Genomic DNA, 21,493 nt, shown 5'->3' on the forward strand with positions numbered 1-21,493 from the left:
CCTGAAGAAGCGCGGCGAGGGCTGCAAGCACGTCCAGGCCGTCATTGCTCTGGCCCGCCGGCGGGCGAGTGTGTTGTGGGCCCTGCTGCGTGACGGACGGGTCTTCACCTCCGCCCCGCCAGTCACGCAAGCGGCTTGACTTCGTCATTGAGACTCCTGGGCAGCCACGAGCGTCTCTTGCTGATCTGCAAGTCGTGCTCTTCGTAGGTGTCTTGGTGTGCTGGCCAGCCGCCAGACTATAAGACAACTATACCATACACGCATCACATTCGTGGAATGTGGCATGCCGGAAGGTGTCTGCTGTGTCGCCCGGCTGATGCGCGACGGGCGGCCTGGCGATTCGCCGGCACGCAAAAGGCCGGCGCCTAATCCGCCGAAGCGGGTGGCAAGGGCGCCGGCCAACCGAAAACACACACTCCGCGGGAGAACCCGAGAGGCGGTCTCATTGGCGAGTGTATCCGTCCGGCGCCACGTGAGGTACACGCTTCCTTGCCGATGGTGACGCAAAGGGGGTATTGTTGTCTCGTTGGCGTGTTGTGGCAGCGCGCCGGTGCCGAGCACACCTCACATCAGGAGCAGCCCATGCCCGTCTACCTCGCCCGGCGCGATACAGACCACCACGTCCAGGAGCTCGAAGCCCCGGCCGTCACCGACGCCGCCGAGCGCGCCTCCGGCGAGAGCGCGCAGCTGGCCTGGCCGGCCAGCGCCGCGGCCGCGTCCGTCGAACTCGCCGAGCTCGCCCGTGACCTGGCCGACGCCGATGTCATCGTGCAGTGGCACCCCGACGGCCTCGTCCTGCCGGATCTCGCCTCGGGCCCGGGCGACACCGCCGGTATCCGCGTGACCACCACGCGCCGCGCCCCGCACGCCCTGTATGTCATCACCGCTGCCGCCCTGATTCCGCTCACCCACGCCGCCGGCGTCCTCGCCTACCTGCGGCCGCTCATCGACGCCGCCGCCCGCAGCTGCGACGGATGCGGCGCCGTGCCCGGTGAGCCGTGCTTGCCGAACTGCCTGCCGGACCCCTCAACCGCCTGACGCCCGCCCTGGGCGGGGCGCCCTCGCCGGCGGCCTGCCCGCACCGTGATGGAGAAATGAAGAAGATGATCCGCGCCGGACGCCTCAAGTACGCACAGACCATGGCCGACCTGGCCGCCCAACTGGGCATGCCGCTCGGCACTTTCCGCAACAAGAAGCCCCACACTCAGGAGGGGCACCCCGCCCCGATCAGCTCGCCGACCTCGAGGGCGCTGCTGTGGGACAGCGAGCAGACGAAGGCTTTCCACGCCGGCCGGCCCGTCCCGGCCCTGCCGGAGGTCGATGACGAGGAGGACCTGCTGGACCGCCACGAGGCCGCCGCCGAGCTCGGCGTCTCGCCGGCCAGCTGGAACAAGTACAAGAGTGACCCCAAGCTGGCCGAGCACGTCGTCCTCGTCCCCGAAGAGGACGGTACGGAGCACTGGCCGCGCCGCGTGGTGCGCGGCTACAAGGCCGACCGGCCCGGCCGCGGCGCCGGCGGTGGCCGCCGCACCGGCAGCGGCGACATGATTCCGCGCGATGAAATCCTGCCCCGGATCGCCGAACTCCTCGATACCAACCCGACCATCACGCTCACCGAGGTCGCCGACACCCTGGGCATCGCGAAGTTCCCCACCGCCCAGGCCGGCCTCGCGCAGCTCCGCGGCCGGCGCATCGCCGACCTGGTCGAGGCCACCCCCGAGCTCACCCCGCTCGAGGCCGCCGAGCGCCTCGGCTACCCCACCGTCACCCACCGCGGCGCCGCGGCCATCGCCGAGGCCGAACTGCGCATCCGCCGCGCCCGCCCGTACCTGCAGCAGGTCGCCGACGCCCTGGCCGAGGCCGGCGTCGCCGAGCCGGTCCAGGTGGAGGTACGCCAACTCGCAGGCGAGAACCTGGCGGCCGCCGTCCCGCTCACCGCGAGCCAGACGTCGCCGGTGCTGGTGTGGGATGAGCGGTACGGATGGCGCACCGCGACCAGCCGGCGCCACCCGATCGGAAAGGACACCGGCACCCCTCCGGAAGGCGAGGGCATCCGCTACCTCGGCAGCAGCACCCGGCCGCAGCCGGCCGAGCTGCTCGAGCAGCTCGCCGACCGGCGCAAGGGCTCCAAGCACCCCAGGGCCTGAAGCCGCGGAGTCACCCGGCCTGCGGTTAGCTCGCCGCGGGGCCCACGGTGCCGGAGCCGAAGCGGGCGTTGAGCGCGTCGATGGCCTGCTCAGCGCGCAGCCGGTGCTCCCGGTCGGCGTCGAAGGACAGCTGCTCGCAGGCTGCGGCCGCGTCCACGAGCTGCTCGCAGCGCAGGACGACCGCCCGTACCCGGGCCCGCTGCAGCCCCAGGGCCCGATACATCTCGTACGCGCAGTCGCGCAGGTCGTCGGTGTGCGCGGACGGCCCGCCGGGCAGCTGGCGGCTGCGGTGGAGCTGGGTGCGGTCGGCGAAGGTCACCGTCAGGGTCACCGCCTTCGCCGCCTGCCGGCGACCGCGCAGGCGCTCGCCGAGCTCGACCGCCAGCGACAGCAGCGCGGAGCGCACCAGCTCCGGAGCCAGGGTGTCGGTGGGGAAGCGGCGCTGCGCGGCCGCGCTGTGCGGCAGCTCGGCCGGCACCACCCTGCGGCGGTCGATACCGCGGGCCCGCTCGCGCAGCAGCCGGCCCGCCTTCCCGCCCAGCACCCGCTGTACCGTAGCCTCCGGCAGATTCGCCAGCAGCCCGATCGTGTGCACCCCGTACGTCGTCAGCGTCCGCTCCTGAGCGCTGCCGATGCCATGGAGCTCACCGACCGGCCGCGGGTGCAGGAACGCGGCCACTGCCTCCGAACTGGAGCCGACCGCACGCACGCCGCCCCGCCCCGGCTCCCGGGACGCCATCGCCGCGACCGTCCAGTTCGGCCCCACCCCGATCGCCACGGGCAGGCCGTACAGCGCCAGTGCCCGCGCACGGATCATCCGGGCCAGCTCTGCCGGATCGCGATCGAAGAACCGCACGCTGCCGGAGACGTCCGCCACAGCAGCGGACGGCGGCAAGGTCTGCACCACCGGAGTCACATCCGCCACCAGGCCGAGCAGCAGGCGGTACAGCTCGGGATCGACATCCCGCGGGCAGCGCAGATGGAGGATCGGCGAACCAGCCCCCACGGCCTGGTCGTGCTGCTCGTCCATGGCGACACCTCCCACCCTCACCGTACTCGAACAAGAATCGAACGCGCATGTCTGGGGTGCCCCGGACAGGGCTTGCCCACCTACACCCGAGGCTTGCCCACTGCCACGCCCCCGAGGCTTGCCCAGCACCCTGACCAGCGGCAACGCCATCGGGTACATGTACCGATATGGGACGCCTCCACTGGCCCGCCATCGTCGACCGCGCCCGGGCAGTCGTGACCAGGCACGGCGATGGGCGCTGCGCCAGGCGACGCGTCCGATTATGAGCGCGAGGGCGTACGGCCGAGGACCAGCCCTCGGACTTCCTTCGCCCTTCCCTGCGTGGTGAGGAACGTGCCCACCGTGTGGAACTGCGCTCCGGTCGTGAACACGTCGTCAACGAGCAGGATGCGCTTACCGGCGACGCTCCGCCGCAGGTGCAAGACCGACACGTGCTCGCGGGCTGCGTCCATCTTGTCCTGCCATGTCGCCGCGCTGCTGGCCGACTTTCCCGTTTCCCGCAGCTTGGTCAGGACAGGGCTCGCGGGGTCGGCGATGGGCCATTGCCCGAGGGCGTCCTCCGCGTAAGCGGCCTGCATCATGGTCTCCACGTGCTGGAGCGGTGCGCGGTCACGCGCCGTGGGGTTGCCGATGATGAGATCGATGTCGCGCACCTCGTCCTCGTGGGCCTTGAGCCAGCCGACGATGAGCCGCCCGAAGATCACGCCCCACCCAGCGACACCGTCGTACTTGAACTTCCTGATCGTCTGTTCCAGCGGGTAGGCGTAGAGCGCCACCGCGTCCACACGGGTGAAGCGCCTCTTCTCAGGAGTCCACCCGCAGATCCTGTTCCAGCAGGCCGCGCCCGGTTCCCGCAGGGTCTGGCTGCAGACCGTGCAGTGGTTCTCCGCGAGTGGGCGCACGGTCTCGCCAGCGCACTCCGCGCACATGTGCGGTGTGCCGGTGAACCGGTACGCACACTTTGGGCAGTTGGGGAATCTGAGGGGCTGTGGTAATTCGGCAGCGCCGGTCACAGGCCCGCCAGGGCGAGCTGAAGACGCTGCTGTGCGGCCTGCTGGACGCGCTTGGCGCTGCCGAGGAGCGAGAGGACGTCGTCGAGCTCGGCAACCTCCACCGCCTTCCTCTCCGCAACCATCTTCGCGGCCCACGGCTCCTTCGTGGCCAGGGAGCGGATGAGGAAGACGTGCTTGCCGTGTTCGTGCGCGATGCGGGCCTGCATCTTGGCGCCGGAGGTCGAGGACGCCTCAATGACGATGCTGCCCATGGTCGACCCGCTCGTGACGACGTTGCGGCGCGGGAACGTCCATGTCGCCGGTCCGGAGGTCGGCCAGAACTGGGAGAGCAGAGCTCCGCCGTTGTCGACGATCCGCGCGGCCAGGGGCTTGTTCTCGGCCGGGTAGATCTTGGCCGCGATTCCAGTTCCCATGACAGCCACAGTCCGGCCCCCGGCTTCGAGCGCTGCGGTGTGCGCCGCGGTGTCAATGCCTTTCGCGAGACCGGAGAAGACGACGACGTCGTTGTCCACCAGACCGCGGGCCATACGCCCAGCTCGGCGCATGCCGTCGTCGCTCGCGTTGCGAGTACCAACCACGGCCGCGGAGCGGGCATCGCGCTCCTCCAGGTCCCCGAGGTGGAACAGAAATGGCGGCAGATTGGGGACCAGCCGCAGGTTCGCCGGATACGCCGGATCGAGCACGGTCACCAGCCGCGCGCCGGTCGCCTTGGCGGCCTCGAGCTCGGAGGCGACCCGAGCACGGGCTTCGTCGAGGTACGGCAATGCGTCGCGCAGGACCGGAAGATTCTTCCGGGCCACAGCGGAATCCTCGGGGAGGTCTCCGCCGAGGACGACGTGGAGAGCTTCCGGGGACTGGCAGGTCCGAGCGATCAGGTTCCAGTCGACGGACGTGCTGCCCGCCCGCAGTGCGCAGATGGCCAGCAAGTCTCTCTGCTGGGGCGTTATGGCGATCATGTCGTAGTCCTTCTACTCGCGACCCGGGAATGTTCGAAGGGTGGTGCAGTGGTGCTGTGGGCCGCTCTCATCATTGCGTACGCCGCTGACAGTGCACAGAGAGACCCTCACTCGATCGGGTGGTACCGCGCACAGCTCCTCGGCGCGCCGGCAGCGCCAGCGCCGGCGGCTGGCCGGCTTCCTGCTCCAGTTCGAGGGCTCGGGCGGTCCGTGAGGTCTGGGCAAGCCTGCCGGCGCGCCGCCGGAAGAGGGTTGCACCCACGGTTGTCTGCACAGTTGTCTGCACAGGCGGACCCAAAGTTGCGCCGGAGGTACTACCGGAGGTGTGAACCCCCCTTTCGTGATCTTGGGCGTATTGCCTGGTCAGACCCCCTGGGCAAGCCCATTTCCGACGCCGACACCTCTTTCTCCGCGATAGTCGGAGGAAGAGGCTTTCTGTTCTGACGGCCCGGCGCGGCCTGCTCGCCCTGTCGTCCCTCCTCTCGTCCCTCCTCGGCTCCCGCATCACGTCGGCACCTCGTCCGCTGGCCCCGACTTCCTGCCCCGGCTCCGCTCGTCCGCCGTGCCAGGCTCGCCTGGCCGTGACGTTGTTCGTCGGCTCCACCCGGACGGCTTCAACCGGTCCCGGTTTGTGAGGAGACGGCCGCAGGTGGCCCCACCCGGATCCCACGCTGATCAGGCATGGCTCTTGGGCAGGGCCAACTCAAGCCGTCCCTGATCTTCACGAAGTGGGACCACTTTTGGTCGTCATCGTGGGGCCGCTGAACAACGTCCGAGCCACTCGCCAGTGCGCGGCGAGCCAAGCGGCAAAACGGGCACGCTCGTAGCACTCTCCTGCCACACTGAATCCGCCCCGCCGTCGGCGGGGTTCTTGCGTATCTGGCCGCCGCTCAACCCGCGCTGCTGGCAGAACGCGAAACGGCCCCGCCGGTGGGCGGGGCCGTTTCGTCGGGGCTGACTCAGTGCGCGTCCCAGTCGATGCGGCGGCGCTGGGGGGCGGGGCGGCTCGCTGCCGGTGCGCAGCGCCCGCTTGAGTGCCGCACGGTCCCGCTTGTGCGCCGCCCTCTGAAGCCACGTCCGGCTGCCGTCCTTCAGGAAGGGGGTCAGCCAGGGCCGCTCCTCGTACTGGAGGTGCACGGGGCGGTCGTGGAAAGTACGGGCCATCTCGGGAACTCCTGTCCGCTGTTGACTTGTTGAGGTGCGCGTTTCTCGGTCGCCGCCCGGCTGCCACCGCCTGGCGACCGAGATAACTATATCCCTTATACGTAACCAAGTCAACATGGTTGCGGTGGCATCGCGGCGAGGGGGGTTGTCCGGTCTCCGCATGCCTGGCGAGTGTCCGCTGGAGTTGGCGAGCCGCGCGCCGCTCGTCTCGGTGAACGTGGCGAACTTGGCGAACCGGGTGGTCGACGGCTGGCCATGGGGGCTGCCTTGAGGGCGGCGGCCGAAGAACAGCCGGGCAACCCGCCGGCGCAACCCCGGAACCGCCATGATCGCTGAGACGGCAACCCCGGAATCCGCTCAGCGATCAAGGCGAGCCGCAGCTCAGGGGGCACTCCTCTCGCCACCTTCACGAAGAACGGACAGGGGTCCAGGGTGACCGCCGGGACTGGTGGGGCTTCCGGGGAAAGTTGAGACCGAGGGCGGTTTTCGCTTCCTATTGTGATGCATATGGGATATAGTTGTCTTGCTGGTCGGCGGTGGCAGTCGACCAACACCGAAGACACACCACGTCGCTGGGAGATCCCGATGTTCAACACGATGAAGCGCACCGCCCGTCAGACCTCCACCCGCACCCTGGCCGACCTGATCCGCGCGATGGACGGCAAGCGGGCCGTGACCATCACCTACACCGACAGCGACGGCGAAGAGTCGGTGCGCACCATCGAGATCCACGACATCCGCACCACCAACAAGGGCCGCATCATCGTCCGCGCCATGTGCCGCATGCGCGGCGAGATGCGCACCTTCCACCCCGAGCAGATCGTCTCCTACACGATCCACCGCCTGCGCTTCGTCCTCGATGCCCCCTTGAACGAGACCCGCTTCGCCCACGCAGCGGAGACCGAGGCTGAGCTGATCTCCCTGGAGATGGACCGCGACTACCCGGACCTGAAGCCGCTGGTGCTGGCCGCATAGGCCACCCGGGCCCGCCCCTCACGGGGCGGGCCCCCCGCCTCGCCGCCCACACCCGCACGGGCTGGTGCCCCAACTCGACTTCTGGAAGGAATCACCATGGCCTACAGCTGCCCCTGTTGCTGCGACACCTGTGATCGCGGATACATCCGAGACGCCGTGTACGACGAGGACACCCAGCGGATCGTGCCCGTCGACTACGGGTGTGCCTGCCGGGCAACGAACGCCCAGCGGTGCGCCCGATGTCGTCACTGCGACCCCCAGCTCGGCCCCTTCTGCGGCCGCTGACACCCCCTTCGGGCCGCAGCAGACATTCTGCTGCGGCCCGACCCCCGGCCCGACGCGGCCACCCTTCGCGCCGACGGCCGTGGGCCTGGGCGCAGTTGTCCGGCCCCGGCGCAGCACCGTGGGGGCGCGGCGCCCGTTCTTTCCCCGGGGTGCGGGGCGCTGCGTGGTCCGTGCCGCCTGGTGGGGCGGTCCGCTTCGCTTCCCGCCCCAGCTCGCTGCGTGCCGGGCGCTCCGCTGCGCTGCGGCCCGGTCCGAGCGCTGTGCGCTCTCACGCACCTTCGGGTCCGGCAGTCGGTCGTCGGGGGCGCTGTGCGCCTCGCTCCCTCGCTTCGCGTTGCCGTTCCCCTCGGCTCACGGCGCTGCGCGCCATGGGGCGACGACACGACCCGCACAGTGCCCCGCACTCGGGGTCCAAAACCCGCCCTGGCCACGGGAAATGCGGCCGCGAATTGATCCAGAACCCTTGAAATGAATTCTCTGAGAATGCATACTTGAACTATGCGGATCGGCGGTGGCGATCGATCCGCAGCCGAAGGCGCACACTCCGAACCGAGGGGAATCATGCCGAACGAGAACGCCCGCCGTCAGCTCTCCGCCGTCCCTGCCCCGGCACCGGCCCCCGAGCCGGAAATGCCTTACGCCGAGGCCGAGATGGAAGACGCCATGGGCTACCTCCTGGCCCGCATGGTGCCGCTGATGCAGCGCACCGGCTGGAAGATCGAAGAGATCATCGAATCCGACATGATCGGCCTGCTCGCCCTGGCGTACGTCGCGGCCCTGCGTACCAACCCGCCGCTCCCCAAGACCGGCCCGGCCAAGGAGCTCGACGCGCTCGCGTTCTCCTACTACGTCCGCATGCTCGCCAGCGCCCCCAAGGGCTTCGACGACGTCACCGACCGACTCGTCCTCGACAGCATCCAGTGGTGCACCCCGGCCCTCGACTCGACTGCCCAGGCCCGCGCCCTGCGACTCGTCCAGGACTGACCAACCCCCGGGGCGCAGCCGACCCGCTGCGCCCCGACCCCCGCGGCGGGGGAGTGCTACCCCCGCCGCGCCGAGATTGCGCCGCCGAGAAGGCGCACTGGTGACAGGGTGATCGATGGTCTGCATCATGAGGGCATGTCACCTGTGAGTGTTCATGTGAAGCCGAAGACAGGCAAAGAGATCACGCTCGATGACCTTCGGGAGCTTGTGGACAAGACCAAGGGCCTGGACGGGAAGTCGCCGATCCTGGCGACGATCAACAACCGGCAGGCGAAGATCAGCCTGATCGACATAGATGCCACTGCCTGACTGCCTCTCAATGCACAGAAGGGCCCCGAGCCGTCTGGTTCGGGCCATTGTGCGTTCAAGGCACGCCATCCACTCGTGATCGTGCCGGTGCGGCGGCAGCAGCGTCGGCGCGCTGGCGGGTGCCCGACCGGTGCGTTCTACGGCTCTACGTAAGGGCGGGTCCATCCCGTGACCGTGTCCGTCGCAATGCCTGTGCCGCTACGAGGATCAGACAGGCGAACCGCACACAGGTCACAGGTAGGGCAAGTCCGTCTGAAAGAAGGTCGGGTGCTGCTTTACTGTCGAAAACCGCCTACATGTTCGGAATGAGAACGCACACCATGGATGAGCCGACCGATTCCCTGCCCTTGATGCCCAGCGTTCCACCGAAGACTCCCGGGAGCGCGCGCAAACCGTTCCTTCTGGGTCTGGCGACGGGGGCTGTGGCAACATCCCTGGTGGCTGGGGGGCTCTTCCTGGCCCTGAGGGACCCTGGGTCCGATCAGAGCCCGACGGTGGTCGATTCCAAGCCCACGGCAACGTCGGCCGAGGTGGCGCAGGAGCCCACGGAGGAGCCGGAGGAGATGTTCAACACCTCCCCCACCACGGAGGACTTCACGCTCACCCTGAAGATCACGGAAAAGCAGTGCTTCGGCTCCGCCGGGTGCCATGTCACCGTGGAGCCGGAGGTTGGCTACGAGGGCCTGCTGCAGCCCGACCCCGACAGAACTTACTCGATCACCTACGAGATTCGCGGGGACGAGAGTGGACCCATCATCGAGACGATTGAACTGAGCGACCAGGACCAGATCTCCTACTCGGAGGTCTCGCTCTCCACCAAGAGCGGCTCCACCAAGGTCACCGCCAAGGTGACCGACGTCGAGATTTCCATCGCGTAGGAAAACAGGCTGCCACAGGGGCCCGTACGGTGGCGTACGGGCCCTGTGGCTCACGGAGCCGCAGCGAGAGCGCTCCACTCCCTCAGGGCGTTCAGGGCGCTGACATCGCCGTAGAAGCCTCCATGCCTCTCGAGGCGGGCGGCGTAGTGCGTGCAGTACGCCGACGCCCCGCCCGTGCTGGTCTGACGCCCGTCACCGGGGGCGCAGCCCGACCGGCTGCTCCCCGAGTCCGGCCCGGCCAAGGAGCTCGACGCGCTCGCGTTCTCCTACTTCGTCCGCATGCTCGCCGGCGTCCCCAAGGGCTTCGACGACGTCACCGACCGACTCGTCCTCGACAGCATCCAGTGGTGCACCCCGGCCCTCGACGTGGCCGCCCAGGCCCGCGCCCTGCGACTCGTTCAGGACTGACAACCCCGGGGCGCAGCCAGCCCGACGGCCTCTGGCCGGGGGCGTGAGCAGGTGCCGTGCCCGAGTGCTGCGTCACTGCGGGGCGGCCTGGCCTCGGAGTCGGATCACAACTGCACTAGATAGCCGGGCTCGACTCCGTCAATGGTCTGGATGGCGGTGCCGGACGTGACCCATACAGTCGTGGGCTGCTCGTCGGCCGGGATCTGGAAGATCCCGTGCACTGGGCCTTTGCTTCCGGGGTTGATGCCGAACGTGGGTCCGGTCTGCCCTTTGCTGTTCCAGTACTGCGCGTAGTCCAAGGCGTAGGCGGCATCCTTCTGGGTCTGGCTGTAGGCGACGTCTCCGACGTTGAGTGTGACGGTGTTGTCGGCGTTCCAGTTCGACTTTTGCTTCCCCACGTTCAGTGCCTCCATGGCGACGACGCAGTACTGCTTCCCGCTTTCCGGTGTCGGGGTCGGGGTGGGTGCACCGATTGAGTCGGCGGCATAGGCGAGGACCGCGGGATCCAAGGGCTTCCCGCACGTCACGCTCCGGACGGTGATCTGGAATTCGTCCAGTTGGCGGGTGTCCTTGAAGTCAATTGTGATCTTGAACGGTTCGCCCTTCCGGGGACGGCCGAGCACCTGCGCGCCGGGCGGGGCGCCGATGGTGTCTGCGGTGCTCGCAACCTCGGAAGGCGCACTGCTCGTACTGGTCGGCGTGCTGTCCGTGTCGCTGCTGCTGCCGGCGCAGGCTGTCGCTCCCGCGAGTGCGAGGGCTGCGCCGGCGGCCAGCAGGGAGTGTGCACGCGAGCTCATGTGGAGGTCCTTCTGTCATGGTGTAGGGGACGGTTCCCATGCTGGTCCGCGGTACCCGTGGGCGCACGGCGGACAGGAGTGATTCCGCCTTTGATGCATGAGTAGCCGGATCTGCCGCCCTCCGTCGATGCCCCGCCTGTAGGTGCTTGAGGCTCGTCGCCGGTGCGCAGCTCGGCCGGCTGCGCCCCGCCCGGCCCGGAGCGGCGGAGCGATTCGCTGCCGGTGGTGGGCGGTTCCCATAGACGGCGCTGATCTATGTAGGATATAGTTGTCTTGTTGGTTGGCGGTGGCAGTCGGCCAACACCGAGAACACCTCTGCGAGAGATGGAGTCACCCATGACCCGTACGCCCGATGCCCTGCTCATCACCCCCGAGGCGGACATCGTCCCGGTCAACCTGCCCGCCGACTCCGAGGCCCGACTGACCGTCATGCGCTCCGTTATCCGCTGCGAGCGGGTGGACGTCGTGGGGCTCACCAGTCAGCTCGACATGTGGCTGGACGACGAAGGGCTCTACAACCACCCGGTCAACAAGCTCGCGACGGTGCTGGCCTTCCGTTTCGGCTTCACCTACCAGGACTACCACGGGCCCGTCCTGCTGACCGGCGGCGCGGACGGCGAGGGCGAGACGGTGCCGCTGTCCAAGGACAAGCTTCTGGCCCTGCTGACCAGCCTCGAAGAGGAGTTCTAAGCCTCACCGCCGGAGCAGCCGGGAGGCTGCTCCGGCCCCCCTTGCGGCGGGGGAGTGGCACCGCTGCAGCCGGAAGCATCCACCACTGTGAGAGGAGCCCACCATGTCGGTCACCTTCAGCGCCGAACTCGCTGGCGAGCCGGTGAACATGGCGAACTCCAACGCGGCCCGCGTGCTGGGCACCCTCGGGTACGCCGAGCCGTACGGGGACGAGGACGCCCAGCTTTTCCTCGGTCGCGTCCTGCTCGCGCTCGCCCTCGAACCCGAGGACGCCGGACGCCCCGCCGTCGCGGACGGTCGCTTCATCGACTGCGGCCGCTCCCAGGGCTACGTCCAGTCGCGGCTGCACGAGCTGCGCGAGCTCGCCGAGTACGCCCAGGCCCAGAGCCTGCGCGTCACGTGGGGCTGACAGCCCACCCGGGGCAGAGGCTCGCGCCCCTTGCGGTGGGGGAGTGGCACCTCCGTCGCGCCGAGAACACCACCCCGAGAAAGGGCACCCGCGATGAGCGTGCACACCGCTGAGACCGTCAGCCCGCGGCGACCGTGCCGACGCCGACCTTGGAGACCAGCTTCACATGGGTGCGGGCGGCCGGGTTGGCGTTCTTGAGGTCGTGGATCAGCTGGGCGAGATCCTCGATGGAGTAGATGTCGTGGTGCGGCGGCGGGGAGATCAGGCCCACGCCGGGCGTGGAGTGCCGGGTCTTGGCCACCCACGGGTACACCTTGTGGCCGGGCAGCTGGCCGCCCTCGCCGGGCTTGGCGCCCTGCGCCATCTTGATCTGGATGTCGTCGGCGTTGACCAGGTACTCGGAGGTGACGNTCCCAGAGGCGTATCTCGCGCGTGTTGGGTGCCGTTCGCGCTGCCGTCGACACCCGGGGGCGGGTGCGTAAGGTGTGGCGGCGGGATCGCCGCGGGGGCACCGCGCCGAAGCCCGCCACGGGCTGGTACTCGCCGGGCAGTTGGGTGACGTGGCAACACCCCGAGACCGGCCAGACGCTCACCGGGATCGTCACTAAGTGGCTGCTTGGCGAGCGGAGCGATCCGGCCCGCCGCACGGTGATTCCCTCGGACGGCAGCGAGCCGGTCGCGATGGTGCTGGAGCCCCGGGCGAAGCCCGCGGCAGGCCCGTGGGACATCGTCTACCGTCCCCGAGGTGTCCAGTCGGGTACGGCCGGGCGCGGAGCAGCTCGAGCTGGTGTGAGCGCCAGTACGGGGCCTGGAAAGGGGCCTTCTGTTTGTCGCTCGTGTGGCGCCGTGTACGGGAAGGGCGCACTTGGCGCGGCGCGCGGCTGGCTCGGTGGTTGGCCTGTGGTGCCGTCTCTGTGGTGCGCCGTGCCGATGCCGTTGAGGCGGGTGTGCCCGGTCGCGGGTGGACCACCGGCCGCTTGGGCCCCGCACGTTCTGTTTGGTGGGGATGTACGGGACCCGTGCCGTGGCCGTTGTGGTGGTTAGCGGGTGACGGTGACAAGGACGGCCATGAGGGCGATCATCATCATGATTCCGCCGAGTGCGGCCTGGATCGGTCCGGCGAGGGTGGGGCGCCAGCTGACCAGCGCACCGAGGGTGAGGGCCAGGAGCATGGTCACCACGATGATGACCACGGCGAGTGTGAGGGTGAACAGCAGGGGCATGGAAGGGTTCCTTGGGGTTGGTGTGCGGATGTATGGGCGAGGTGGAGCGGTCGCGCTCCACGGCGTGTTCGGTCTGGGTTGCGTCCGCGCGGCGGGCGGGGTCGTCCCAGAGCAGGGCGACTGTGCGGGATGTATGGGTTAGTGGCGCAACCTGCTGCTGAGCTGGGACGACGTGGGGCGCCGGCAATGAGCTGCGGTGGCGCCTGCGGCGGGTGGTGGTGATCTGCTCCGGTCGGCGGTGGGGGGTGCGCAATGCCGTGTCGGGCGTCGTTGCGCACCTCTGCGCGCACTTTCGGGCGCTGCTGCGCGACGTGCCGGTGTTGCTGGTCAGCACGGTGAACGGGAACGCGCGGCAGCGCACTGTGCCGTGCCGTATGGGCTTCCGGCGGCGGTCGTCAATGTGCGTCCGCTGCTCGGTGTGGCCCGGCCGGTCGGCTGTCCGTTCCAGCTCGGGCGGTGCGAACTCGCCCTCTTCTATAACCTTCAGCAGGTCGTTCGGCAGGTCGATGTCGCTTTTGTCGAGCTCGTCGATGAGCAGCACGCGGGGCTGCTCGGCGGGAAGCAGCGTCGCGCAGTGCAGGTCGCTGCGGGCCGGGTTGTGGTGGAGCAGGGCGAGAGTGGGGGATGCGGGGGTTAGCCGCGCAATCCCGGCTGAGCAGGGTGTTTTACGGGTGCCGGAGATGAGGCGTGGTGGCCTGCACCGGTGGGTGGTTGGGTGCGCAGCTCCATGGCCGGTGCCCCGGTAGACACGCCGCGCACGTTGTGTCGTGTCGCCGGGCGTGCGCGTGATTACGCGCTCTGGTGTGTCCAGGCACGGCCGTGTTCGACCGTGCCTGGACAGATGTGTGCAGTTCGTCCAGCTCCCGCTGGTCCGGCTGCGCCGTTCCCCGCGGGCGCGTCTCTGCTGGTAGCTGGCACCGGACGTTTCCGCAGGTGAGCGTGGGGAGCCCGTCGAGGTTGTCGCTTTTCTCGCTTAATGGCCGTTGGGGGACACCGCTTCGGCGAGGTAGAGGGCCAGGCGAGGGCGTTCGGGGGTGATGATCCGTGCGTCGAATGTCTCGGTCTTGCCCGCTCTGGGGTATCTGCTCGGCGGTGAGGAAGGAGTCGTGTGCCCGGCGCAGGGCGCCCCAGCCTTCTGCCATCCGCGCCGCGTCGGAGTCCCATGGCGCAGAGATAGCAGCGCCCCATGACAATGCCCCGGGATCTCAGATGAGGCTGATGTCCGCTGCTTCGGGTGTCAGGTTCGGGGGCCTGGGGGGTTGTCCTCGTGAGGATGGGGTTGACTTCGCCGACGGCCGGGGGTGGGGGCTGCTCCTCGCTTGCGGGGGGTGTTTCCTCGGCTTCGCACGCTTCAATCTCGGCGTCGCTCAGCTCCCTTCCCCATGGCAGGTGCCGAGTCTCGTCTTCCTCCCGCAGTTGCTGGTCGTACCAGTCCTCGTCCTCTTCGTAGGGGGCCAGACCGCATCGGGCGCGGATCTCTTCGGTCTGCTGGCGCCGGATCTCCTCTTCCTCGGCAGCTTGGCACGGATAGGTGAAGACCTGGACAGGCTTCGGAATCTGCGGGTCGAGGCGGTTTCGGGTGGCTTTCAGTTGCGAGGCGACCGGCTCGGAGGCGTGGCAGGCGTTGAGGAACGCTTTGAGGAGCGGGGCGGAGGGCAGCCGCTCCCCGTGAAGGGCCAGGGTCAGGGTGCTTCTGGGCAGGTTGCCGGCGGCCTCCCTGGCCAGTGCCCGTAGGGAGGGTGACCCGGCTTCTTCCCGGATCCGGCGCATGGCCGTGCCCAGGCCTTTGAGGGTGGAGATCTTGCCCGGGGTGTATGGCTTCCGGCCGGTCCGGGCCGGTGTGGCCAGGGCTGCTGCGGCGGCTTCCTGTGCGGCCTTCCACAGTCGTTCCGCCTCGCTCAGGTCGGCGCCAGTGGCGCAGGCGAACGCCTTGACAGAGTCCCAGGTGGGCATGCGGCCGTCGACCGCCCGCCGCAGCGTGCAGGCGCTGACTGCGTACCCGCATGCCTTGGCCAGGCCGTCGTACGTACGTCCGCCCTTGTGGTGCCGCAACCAGACGGCGAGCCGATGCAGTTCGTCCAGCTCGACGCGCCGCCCGGGCGTCGGCCCGTGGCTCATCCCTGCCCGCCCGCGCAGCGTCCGAGCAGGCAGGTGGCGGGCAGTCTCACCAGCAGGGCGGCCGCGGCCGCGCAAAGCCCGACCAGGACTGCGGGGACGGGGCGCTGCGCAGCGCTGAGCGAGGTCACGGCACACACGACGGCGATGACGACCGCGGCCTCGGCCGGAGTGAGTCGGCCGTGCTTCGCGCAGCCGGCAGCGGCAGCGTCTTCATTCGGGGTGGAGGCGCCGTTGGGCTGGATGCCGACGTGTGGCTCCGGGGCATGGTGAGTGGACATGGTTAGCCTCCAAAGGGAGTTCTGAGCCTGTGTATGTGGGCGGGGCGCGGGCGCCGCAGCTCCGGCCCGGCGGCGCGGTGTGGGGTCCATTGCGGCGATGCCTCGATGGTGACAGTGCCCACGGCCCGTAATCCAGCTCCTGTGTCGGCCGCCGCGAGGTGACGTCCTTTCACTGCCCTGTACTTCGCACCTCGTCGAGAGCCTGTACGAGCAATCGGTGGCCATACCGCGGCTGCCGTTTCCTGTCGGGAGGTAACGTCCCTCCGCCACCGTCCTTATCGACCAGACAGCGGACCCGAACGAGCAATGGGCGGTCACACCTCCTCCTTGCGCCGTTGAGCCCTGCCGGGCCGCTCGGGTGCCGGCAGGCGCCTGCTGGGGGCGAGGTGTGAGGCCGCGGGCCTGCGCTGTGTTTCCTGGGGGCCGGCAGGGGGTAGCTCCCGGCCTCCCGACCTACTGGTGCCGACGGCAGTCCGGAGCTGCCCGCATTGCGACCAGTCCGTCACGGTCGTCGCCCTGCTCGCCGCCCAGGAAGCCGCCCGCCCCGCGATCACCAACTGCGTCACCGACATGGGCTCGCTCAGACGTCTCCAGTGAGCTTCGGCTGACCGTCACCGGTTCACCGGGCCTGCCGATCTGACGGTCGGCGGGCCCGGAGTGTCAGGTCACTGGGCGCAGTTGGTCGAGTTCGCTGCTGATCGCATCTCGCAGCGCGTCGTGCTGCGGACCGAGTCTGGAGTGCTGGTCGCTCCAGCGTTCACGCGGATAGAGCCACACCGGTGCACCCACCACGTCGGTCGGCTCCCACTCGAACCGCGGCCAGACATGCGCATGTAAGAACGGGTCTGTGTTCCCCAGGATCTCCAGGTTGACCCGCTGGAAGGCTGGGTCCAGCCGTCGACAGGCACGCTCGACGGCTTCGCCGAGCTGGTCCATGTCGGACAGGAACGACAGGCGCTTTGCCTTCGGCAGGTCCGACAGCCGTTGCACATCCGGCTCGTCCACGAGTAGGACCGAGTAGCCAGGCAGGAACTGCACGTCCCCGATCACTGCGAACCCCGACGTGAGCCGTCGCAGCACGGTCGGGTTCTCGCCCCTCGGTGCAGTCCCGATCCGGTCCCTCCGCCAGTCGCCAGTCATGGCCAAAACCTACATTCTGGTGATCAAGGACTGCTCTTCGATCTCCATCTTCCTCACACAGTTCAAAGACCAAGCGAGTGGGGCGAGGAGCGGCCCCGGCCGTTTTCAAGATCTCCCTCGCCGTCGCCTGATATCGGCTCCTGGACGACCTGGTGGTCGGCGCGCGTGATGGAGCATGGGAGGATGGCTCGGCGAGATAGCCGGGTGCCGGGACACCTTGATGCGGAGTTCGTTTTCGTAGGGCGGCGGGCGCGAGGATGGATGGCGGGTATTCCAAGCGGCTGCCTCCCGGCCTGTACGCAGCCTCCTGGCCCGCGCCTGAGTCCCCGGGGCCCGGGTAGGGGGGTCTGGCCCTGCTGCCTGCGAAGCTCCCGTCAGGGGGCTGCCTTCAGTCAGCCACAGCCGGGCCTCGCGTCTGCTGCGCCTGCGGCTGGCCGTGTACGCCGTTGCTGCTGTGCCTGCTCCGGGCCTGTCGGGAGCCGTGGGTGCCGTGCCCGGGGCGTGTTGTTCGGTAGCTGAAGGGATGTTCCGGCTCGGCCCCGCCCGTGGGGCCTGCAGGCGGCCGGCGGAGGCCCAGTCGCCCAAGCACCCGGCCCCGGGGCCCGTTTTACGGGCCCGCAACAGGGGCCGGAGACGGCCATATTCCCACAGGGTCCGTGCTCGGCGTATCCGGGCCCCGGCAGGGGCCTGGCCCTGCCCCCTTCCGGTGCTCCGGCAGGGGGCAGGGCCTCGCCGGCCGGCGGCCGGCCTCGGGATGGCTCTCAGCCCATGCCTTGGCGTTTCGGGGCCCGTCAGGGGCTCGCCCCGGCTTCCGGGGAAGCCCCCGGCAGGGGGCTTCCCTCGGTCGGCCAGCGGCCGACCCCTCCTGCGCTGCTCAGTGGTCTTTGGTTTGTTGGGTGTGTCGGTCTCGTGTCACCGCTGGCGGGGGTTGGGTTGGGGCGCAGCGGTTTTTCTCTTTCTCCCGCGGAGCGGGTGTTCGGGCGCTGTGCGCCCGGGAGTGGTGTTCGGTGTGCTGCGCACATCGGTGGGGGTGTTCGGGCGCTGTGCGCCTGGGAGGGAGGGTGGGTGTTGCACGCTCGCAGGGGGGAGCGGGCCGGGTTCGCTGCGCGGTCTGTGTCCGCCGCGTGGGCCGGGCGTGGCGTGGTCGGTGCTGCGGTGTGGCCCACCCGGCCGCTCGCTTCGCTCCCGCGGTCGGGTGGGCCGGGTTCGCTGTGCTTTTCGCGGCCTGCCCACGTGTGTCGGGGGCTCTCCGCTTCGCTGCGTTCCGCTGGCTCTGTGTGCTGTGTGTTCTCACGTGCTGTGGGGTGGGGCGGGCGGGCATGGGTGCGCTGTGCTTGCCGGTGCCCTTGCTGCGCGCTGCTGCTCCTCTTGTTTTTCGGCGGTTGCGTGCTGGGGGCTGGCCTTGTGTGCTGTGGGTTTCGGGTGGCGGCTCCCGCCCCGCTGTGCCCTGCCTCCGGCGGGTTCAAATTCCTTGGGTGCTGGGGGAGTTGGCGAAGTTGATCTTCGTTTACCTCTAGACGTCGTGATGCGTATGGGTTATTGTTGTCTTGTTGGTCGGCGGTGGCAGTCGGCCAGCGGTCCGAGAACACGCATTCTGGAAGGGGAGTTTTGTTTATGTCGACGAAGTCGAAGCCGGGGGACGGTACGCACGCGAAGGGGTCGAAGGGTCTGCCGTTCGGGGAGGCCAAGCGCACTCCGGTCGCTGTTGTGCGTGATGTGATCCGCAGCCTGGCGGCTTCCGTCCTGCGGTGATCTGTCCTCTCGTACGTGCCTTCGGGGACGGGGCCGGGCGTACGGCGGTTGATCCGCTGGTTCTGCTCGGCCCCGCCCCCGGGGTTGACCTGGATGCGGTGGCCCTTCTGCTGGCCCCGCCTGCGCTGACGGGGGAGTTTTACCCCGTCAGCCTGTGGCACGGAGTTGAACGGCTCCCGATGCCTGCGATCGTGCCCGCCGCGCATCCCGAGGGGCTGCGCGCCGCGTTCAACGAGTCTGTCCGAGCGCTGACGGACGGCGTGGACACCCTCGGTGTCGCGGTGTCGGGCGGGCTGGATTCCCTGATGACGCTCGCGCACGTGCACGCGGTGGCCGAGGGCCGCCGGGTGATCGCGTTCACGGCGGACATGACGGACGACAAGGGTCGTAGCTGTGTCCCTGTCGTCTCCCGGCTCCTTGCCGACCTGGGCCTGACAGGCGTGGATCTGGAGGTGATCGACCCCGCACGGCACGCGGCGGAGCCTCGCTGGAGCGCACTGGGCCCCCGGCTGGATGCCCGGCCAGACCTGAACGCGGCCATGAATGAGCGGGCCGCCGAACGGGGCGCTGGCGTGCTGCTGTCGGGCTGCGGTTCGGACGAGCTGCTGGGTGTGCCTCGCTACGCCGCCGTTCCGATCGCCCGTCGGCACGGGTTGGGCGCGGCGCGGCGCTATGCCGCAGACGTGGCCCGCTCCGGTCCTGGCCTGTTCGGCGAGGCTCTGGCGTTGCTGGCCGGGTGTGCGCCCGCCCCGTTGAGGGCTGCCGCGTATTGGGCGGTGAACTGGCCGGAGTGGGTCCGTCCTGCTGCGCCCGCGCTGTTGGCTGAGCCGTACCGGTCGGCGGCGACTCGATGGGGCCGGGAGTGGGTGGCCGACCGGATCGCGGACCATGCCGGGCGGGGCCGGTCGTGGGCGCAGGCGGACGCGTATGACGCGTTCTATCCGCACGAGACGATCCCTCAGGCGGGGCCGGTGCCTGAGGTGTCCCCGTTCCTGACCGACACGTTCCTGTCGGCTGCGTTCGCGGTGCCGCTGGCGGATCGTTACCGGCCCGACCTGCCCACCGGGTATTGGCGGTGCAAGTCGCTCGTCCTGTCCCTCCTGCCACCCGCCCTGCTGCGCCATGTGCCCCGGTGTAAGCAGTACTTCAGCGCGGCGCTGGGTGATCAGGCCCGCAGCCTCGACCCGAGCGCGCCGCTGCTCGCGGTGGAGTGCGGACTGATCGAGCGCGCGGCGCTGGGCAGGGAGACCGATCCGGCCGCTCTGCTGGCCGTCTCCGCGATTGAGCAGTGGCTTTTGGGAGCTGTTGAGCGGGGAGCGGTGATCTAACCCGTCGCAGGCTCGTGGGGCGGCTCTTCCGCCGTCCTGCGGGCTTGCTGGACAGAAGGGAGGTATCTGGCCATGGTCGTAGGTGTGAGCTCTGCACTCGGCGTGACGCTGCGCCCGTATGTCTCGGCTGACCGTACCGCCGTGCTGCGCCTGGTGAGCGCGGACCGGCTGCCTGGTCAGCCGGTACCGACTCCTGCCATGCTCGGCGATGCCCTTGGGGGGCGCTCGCCGGTTGATGCGGGTTGGTGGGCCGATCTGGAAGGGCCGGCGACTCAGGTGGCTGTGGACGCGGCCGGGGCGGTGGTGGGTGTGGTGTCGTACGCGGTCCGCCCGAAGAACGATACCGGCCACCTTTTGTGGCTGCACTGCCGGGAAGACGAGCCCACCGCCGACGCTCTGATCCGCCACGCCGTCACCGAGCTTGCTCCCCGACGTGTGGAGGCGTTCCAGTTCGCCTCGGCTCTGACCTTGGGGCTGGAGGCGCTGCCGGTCCGTCACCGGCCCGCCACGGTACGGGCGCTGGAGCGCGCCGGGTTCACCGGTGAGCGGCTGTGGCGGTACATGCGGGCCGATCTGCCCGCCCGCCCGCTGCCGCACCTGCCTCACGTTCACGTGGGGCCCGATCCCGAGGGCAAGGATGCACGACGGCTGGAAGCACGCCAGGACGGCCGCGTGGTGGCAGAGGCGGTCGTCGGCCTGCCCGCCCAGGGCACGGGCGTGCTGTGGTGGATCGAGGTAGAGCCCCATGCAAGGGGACGGGGCCTGGGCCGGGCCATGCTCGGCTCCGCACTCGACGTCCTGACCGGCCTGGGCGCGACCGAGGCGATCCTCTACGTCGATGACGACGCGCCCCCGGGAGACGAGCGGGACCGTACGGCAGCAATCCGCCTCTACGAGAGCGCCGGATTCACTGAAATCGACCGGCTCTATTCCTACACCCTGTCACACGCAGTGTAACCGGCTAGAGTTATCGGAAAAGGGCCCCGAAAGGGGCCCTTCCTCTTTGCCTGTTTCTCACTTTCCCTCCCCTCTATCCCCCCTCCCGATGGCACTCCGATTCCTCTTAATGTCAGTGACATACCGTCAGATCTTAGGTTCTGAGGAGGCATCAGATACAAGGTTGAGTATCTGCTCGGGCGGGTGCTGCGCCCCTCTTGGTCAGTATTTCTGGGCCCCGGATATTCGCGCCGCAAGGCCGTGTCTAAATTCCGCGCGAGGGAATTCCGACACGGTCCGGAAAAGGGGGAAGCGGTGAGCCCGCCAGGGCGGCAGACAATCACTTTCCGCCGCGCCTTGGAACGGGGCGACGGCTGTCGGGCACGTACCGCCGTACCGGTACCGTCACCCCACCCCCCACCCCTCGGCCCCGACAGGGGCCCACACCTACCCCCCGACACCCCGTCACCAAGCCCAGCAGCCAGAGGACATGGAGGCAGAGCCCAGACTCTAGCCACACCCCCACTACAAAACACCCCCGCACCCCCGGCCCCGACAGGGGCCCCACCCCCCGCCCCCACCGTGTCCGCCACCGGCGGACGCCCCGTCACCTCACACACCATCAATTCCCGCAACGCGGGAATTGAAAGAAAGCCTGAAAGGCTTTCAAAAC

At 69.2% G+C, this 21,493-nt stretch carries 20 protein-coding genes and 3 pseudogenes; 14 read left to right on the top strand and 9 right to left on the bottom strand.

Features of this window, described 5'->3' with window-relative positions:
• From QCN29_RS34255 to QCN29_RS34265, 3 genes and pseudogenes are all read left to right on the top strand, one after another.
• Positions 1-139: pseudogene (locus tag QCN29_RS34255) on the top strand (IS110 family transposase); the annotation flags it as partial.
• A 443-nt stretch (positions 140-582) separates the two neighbouring features.
• On the top strand, positions 583-1,038 hold the full coding sequence (locus tag QCN29_RS34260; RefSeq protein ID WP_279933075.1) for a hypothetical protein: 456 nt from the start codon (positions 583-585) through the stop codon (positions 1,036-1,038).
• A 56-nt stretch (positions 1,039-1,094) separates the two neighbouring features.
• Entirely contained in the window at positions 1,095-2,147 is a 1,053-nt protein-coding gene (locus QCN29_RS34265) for a DUF6292 family protein (protein WP_279933076.1), read from the top strand.
• 25 nt (positions 2,148-2,172) lie between these two features.
• Here QCN29_RS34265 and QCN29_RS34270 read toward each other — a convergent pair whose 3' ends face one another.
• From QCN29_RS34270 to QCN29_RS34280, 3 genes are all read right to left on the bottom strand, one after another.
• A complete protein-coding gene (locus QCN29_RS34270) occupies positions 2,173-3,177 on the bottom strand; it encodes a DinB/UmuC family translesion DNA polymerase (protein ID WP_279933077.1) in 1,005 nt (334 codons plus the stop codon).
• Between the two features lie 260 nt (positions 3,178-3,437).
• Complete coding sequence (locus QCN29_RS34275; RefSeq protein WP_279933078.1) at positions 3,438-4,079, bottom strand: ComF family protein; 642 nt, start codon at positions 4,077-4,079, stop codon at positions 3,438-3,440.
• Between the two features lie 107 nt (positions 4,080-4,186).
• On the bottom strand, positions 4,187-5,146 hold the full coding sequence (locus QCN29_RS34280; RefSeq protein WP_279933079.1) for a DNA-processing protein DprA: 960 nt from the start codon (positions 5,144-5,146) through the stop codon (positions 4,187-4,189).
• Between the two features lie 1,749 nt (positions 5,147-6,895).
• On the opposite strand from QCN29_RS34280, the gene QCN29_RS34285 reads away from it, so the two are divergent.
• The 5 genes from QCN29_RS34285 to QCN29_RS34305 all read left to right on the top strand — a co-directional run bounded on the left by QCN29_RS34285 (position 6,896) and on the right by QCN29_RS34305 (position 10,149).
• The gene (locus QCN29_RS34285; RefSeq protein WP_279933081.1) at positions 6,896-7,285 is read left to right on the top strand and encodes a WYL domain-containing protein; all 390 of its coding nucleotides are present in this window, start codon (positions 6,896-6,898) and stop codon (positions 7,283-7,285) included.
• Between the two features lie 846 nt (positions 7,286-8,131).
• Positions 8,132-8,554, top strand: coding sequence for a hypothetical protein (locus tag QCN29_RS34290; RefSeq protein ID WP_279933082.1), 423 nt, complete (start codon positions 8,132-8,134; stop codon positions 8,552-8,554).
• Between the two features lie 135 nt (positions 8,555-8,689).
• A complete protein-coding gene (locus tag QCN29_RS34295; protein WP_264241861.1) occupies positions 8,690-8,863 on the top strand; it encodes a hypothetical protein in 174 nt (57 codons plus the stop codon).
• A 494-nt stretch (positions 8,864-9,357) separates the two neighbouring features.
• A complete protein-coding gene (locus tag QCN29_RS34300) occupies positions 9,358-9,741 on the top strand; it encodes a hypothetical protein (RefSeq protein WP_279933085.1) in 384 nt (127 codons plus the stop codon).
• Between the two features lie 279 nt (positions 9,742-10,020).
• Positions 10,021-10,149, top strand: coding sequence for a hypothetical protein (locus tag QCN29_RS34305; protein WP_279933086.1), 129 nt, complete (start codon positions 10,021-10,023; stop codon positions 10,147-10,149).
• 104 nt (positions 10,150-10,253) lie between these two features.
• On the opposite strand, the gene QCN29_RS34310 is transcribed toward QCN29_RS34305, so the two are convergent.
• On the bottom strand, positions 10,254-10,946 hold the full coding sequence (locus tag QCN29_RS34310) for a hypothetical protein (protein WP_279933087.1): 693 nt from the start codon (positions 10,944-10,946) through the stop codon (positions 10,254-10,256).
• A 336-nt stretch (positions 10,947-11,282) separates the two neighbouring features.
• Between QCN29_RS34310 and QCN29_RS34315 the strand changes: the two genes are divergently transcribed.
• Both QCN29_RS34315 and QCN29_RS34320 read left to right on the top strand, forming a co-directional pair.
• Positions 11,283-11,636: a DUF3846 domain-containing protein gene (locus QCN29_RS34315; RefSeq protein WP_279933088.1), complete on the top strand. Its 354-nt coding sequence runs from the start codon at positions 11,283-11,285 to the stop codon at positions 11,634-11,636.
• Between the two features lie 103 nt (positions 11,637-11,739).
• Positions 11,740-12,045: a hypothetical protein gene (locus QCN29_RS34320; RefSeq protein ID WP_279933090.1), complete on the top strand. Its 306-nt coding sequence runs from the start codon at positions 11,740-11,742 to the stop codon at positions 12,043-12,045.
• A 121-nt stretch (positions 12,046-12,166) separates the two neighbouring features.
• Here the strand turns inward: QCN29_RS34320 and QCN29_RS34325 are convergent.
• The 4 genes and pseudogenes from QCN29_RS34325 to QCN29_RS34340 form a co-directional block, all read right to left on the bottom strand.
• Positions 12,167-12,526: pseudogene (locus QCN29_RS34325) on the bottom strand (glutamate synthase-related protein); the annotation flags it as partial.
• 559 nt (positions 12,527-13,085) lie between these two features.
• Positions 13,086-13,268 carry a hypothetical protein gene (locus tag QCN29_RS34330; RefSeq protein ID WP_279933091.1) on the bottom strand — a complete coding sequence of 61 codons (183 nt, stop codon included), beginning with the start codon at positions 13,266-13,268 and terminating at the stop codon, positions 13,086-13,088.
• Positions 13,269-13,587: 319 nt separating this feature from the next.
• A pseudogene (locus QCN29_RS34335) lies at positions 13,588-13,833 on the bottom strand (AAA family ATPase); the annotation flags it as partial.
• A 1,549-nt stretch (positions 13,834-15,382) separates the two neighbouring features.
• Positions 15,383-15,664, bottom strand: a complete 282-nt coding sequence (locus tag QCN29_RS34340; protein ID WP_279933092.1) for a hypothetical protein — start codon at positions 15,662-15,664, stop codon at positions 15,383-15,385.
• Between the two features lie 459 nt (positions 15,665-16,123).
• Here QCN29_RS34340 and QCN29_RS34345 point away from each other — a divergent pair, with 459 nt between their 5' ends.
• A complete protein-coding gene (locus QCN29_RS34345; RefSeq protein WP_279933093.1) occupies positions 16,124-16,261 on the top strand; it encodes a hypothetical protein in 138 nt (45 codons plus the stop codon).
• 63 nt (positions 16,262-16,324) lie between these two features.
• Here QCN29_RS34345 and QCN29_RS34350 read toward each other — a convergent pair whose 3' ends face one another.
• The gene (locus QCN29_RS34350; RefSeq protein ID WP_279933094.1) at positions 16,325-16,804 is read right to left on the bottom strand and encodes an HIT family protein; all 480 of its coding nucleotides are present in this window, start codon (positions 16,802-16,804) and stop codon (positions 16,325-16,327) included.
• Between the two features lie 1,614 nt (positions 16,805-18,418).
• Here QCN29_RS34350 and QCN29_RS34355 point away from each other — a divergent pair.
• The 3 genes from QCN29_RS34355 to QCN29_RS34365 all read left to right on the top strand — a co-directional run bounded on the left by QCN29_RS34355 (position 18,419) and on the right by QCN29_RS34365 (position 20,841).
• The gene (locus tag QCN29_RS34355) at positions 18,419-18,556 is read left to right on the top strand and encodes a lariocidin/triculamin family lasso peptide core domain (protein ID WP_279933096.1); all 138 of its coding nucleotides are present in this window, start codon (positions 18,419-18,421) and stop codon (positions 18,554-18,556) included.
• Positions 18,557-18,735: 179 nt separating this feature from the next.
• Positions 18,736-19,884, top strand: a complete 1,149-nt coding sequence (locus QCN29_RS34360; protein ID WP_279933098.1) for an asparagine synthase-related protein — start codon at positions 18,736-18,738, stop codon at positions 19,882-19,884.
• Between the two features lie 84 nt (positions 19,885-19,968).
• Positions 19,969-20,841 carry a GNAT family N-acetyltransferase gene (locus QCN29_RS34365; protein WP_279933099.1) on the top strand — a complete coding sequence of 291 codons (873 nt, stop codon included), beginning with the start codon at positions 19,969-19,971 and terminating at the stop codon, positions 20,839-20,841.
• The last annotated feature ends 652 nt before the right edge of the window (positions 20,842-21,493 follow it).

The sequence above is a fragment of the Streptomyces chengmaiensis genome (genome assembly GCF_029846775.1).
Lineage (GTDB): Bacteria > Actinomycetota > Actinomycetes > Streptomycetales > Streptomycetaceae > Streptomyces > Streptomyces chengmaiensis.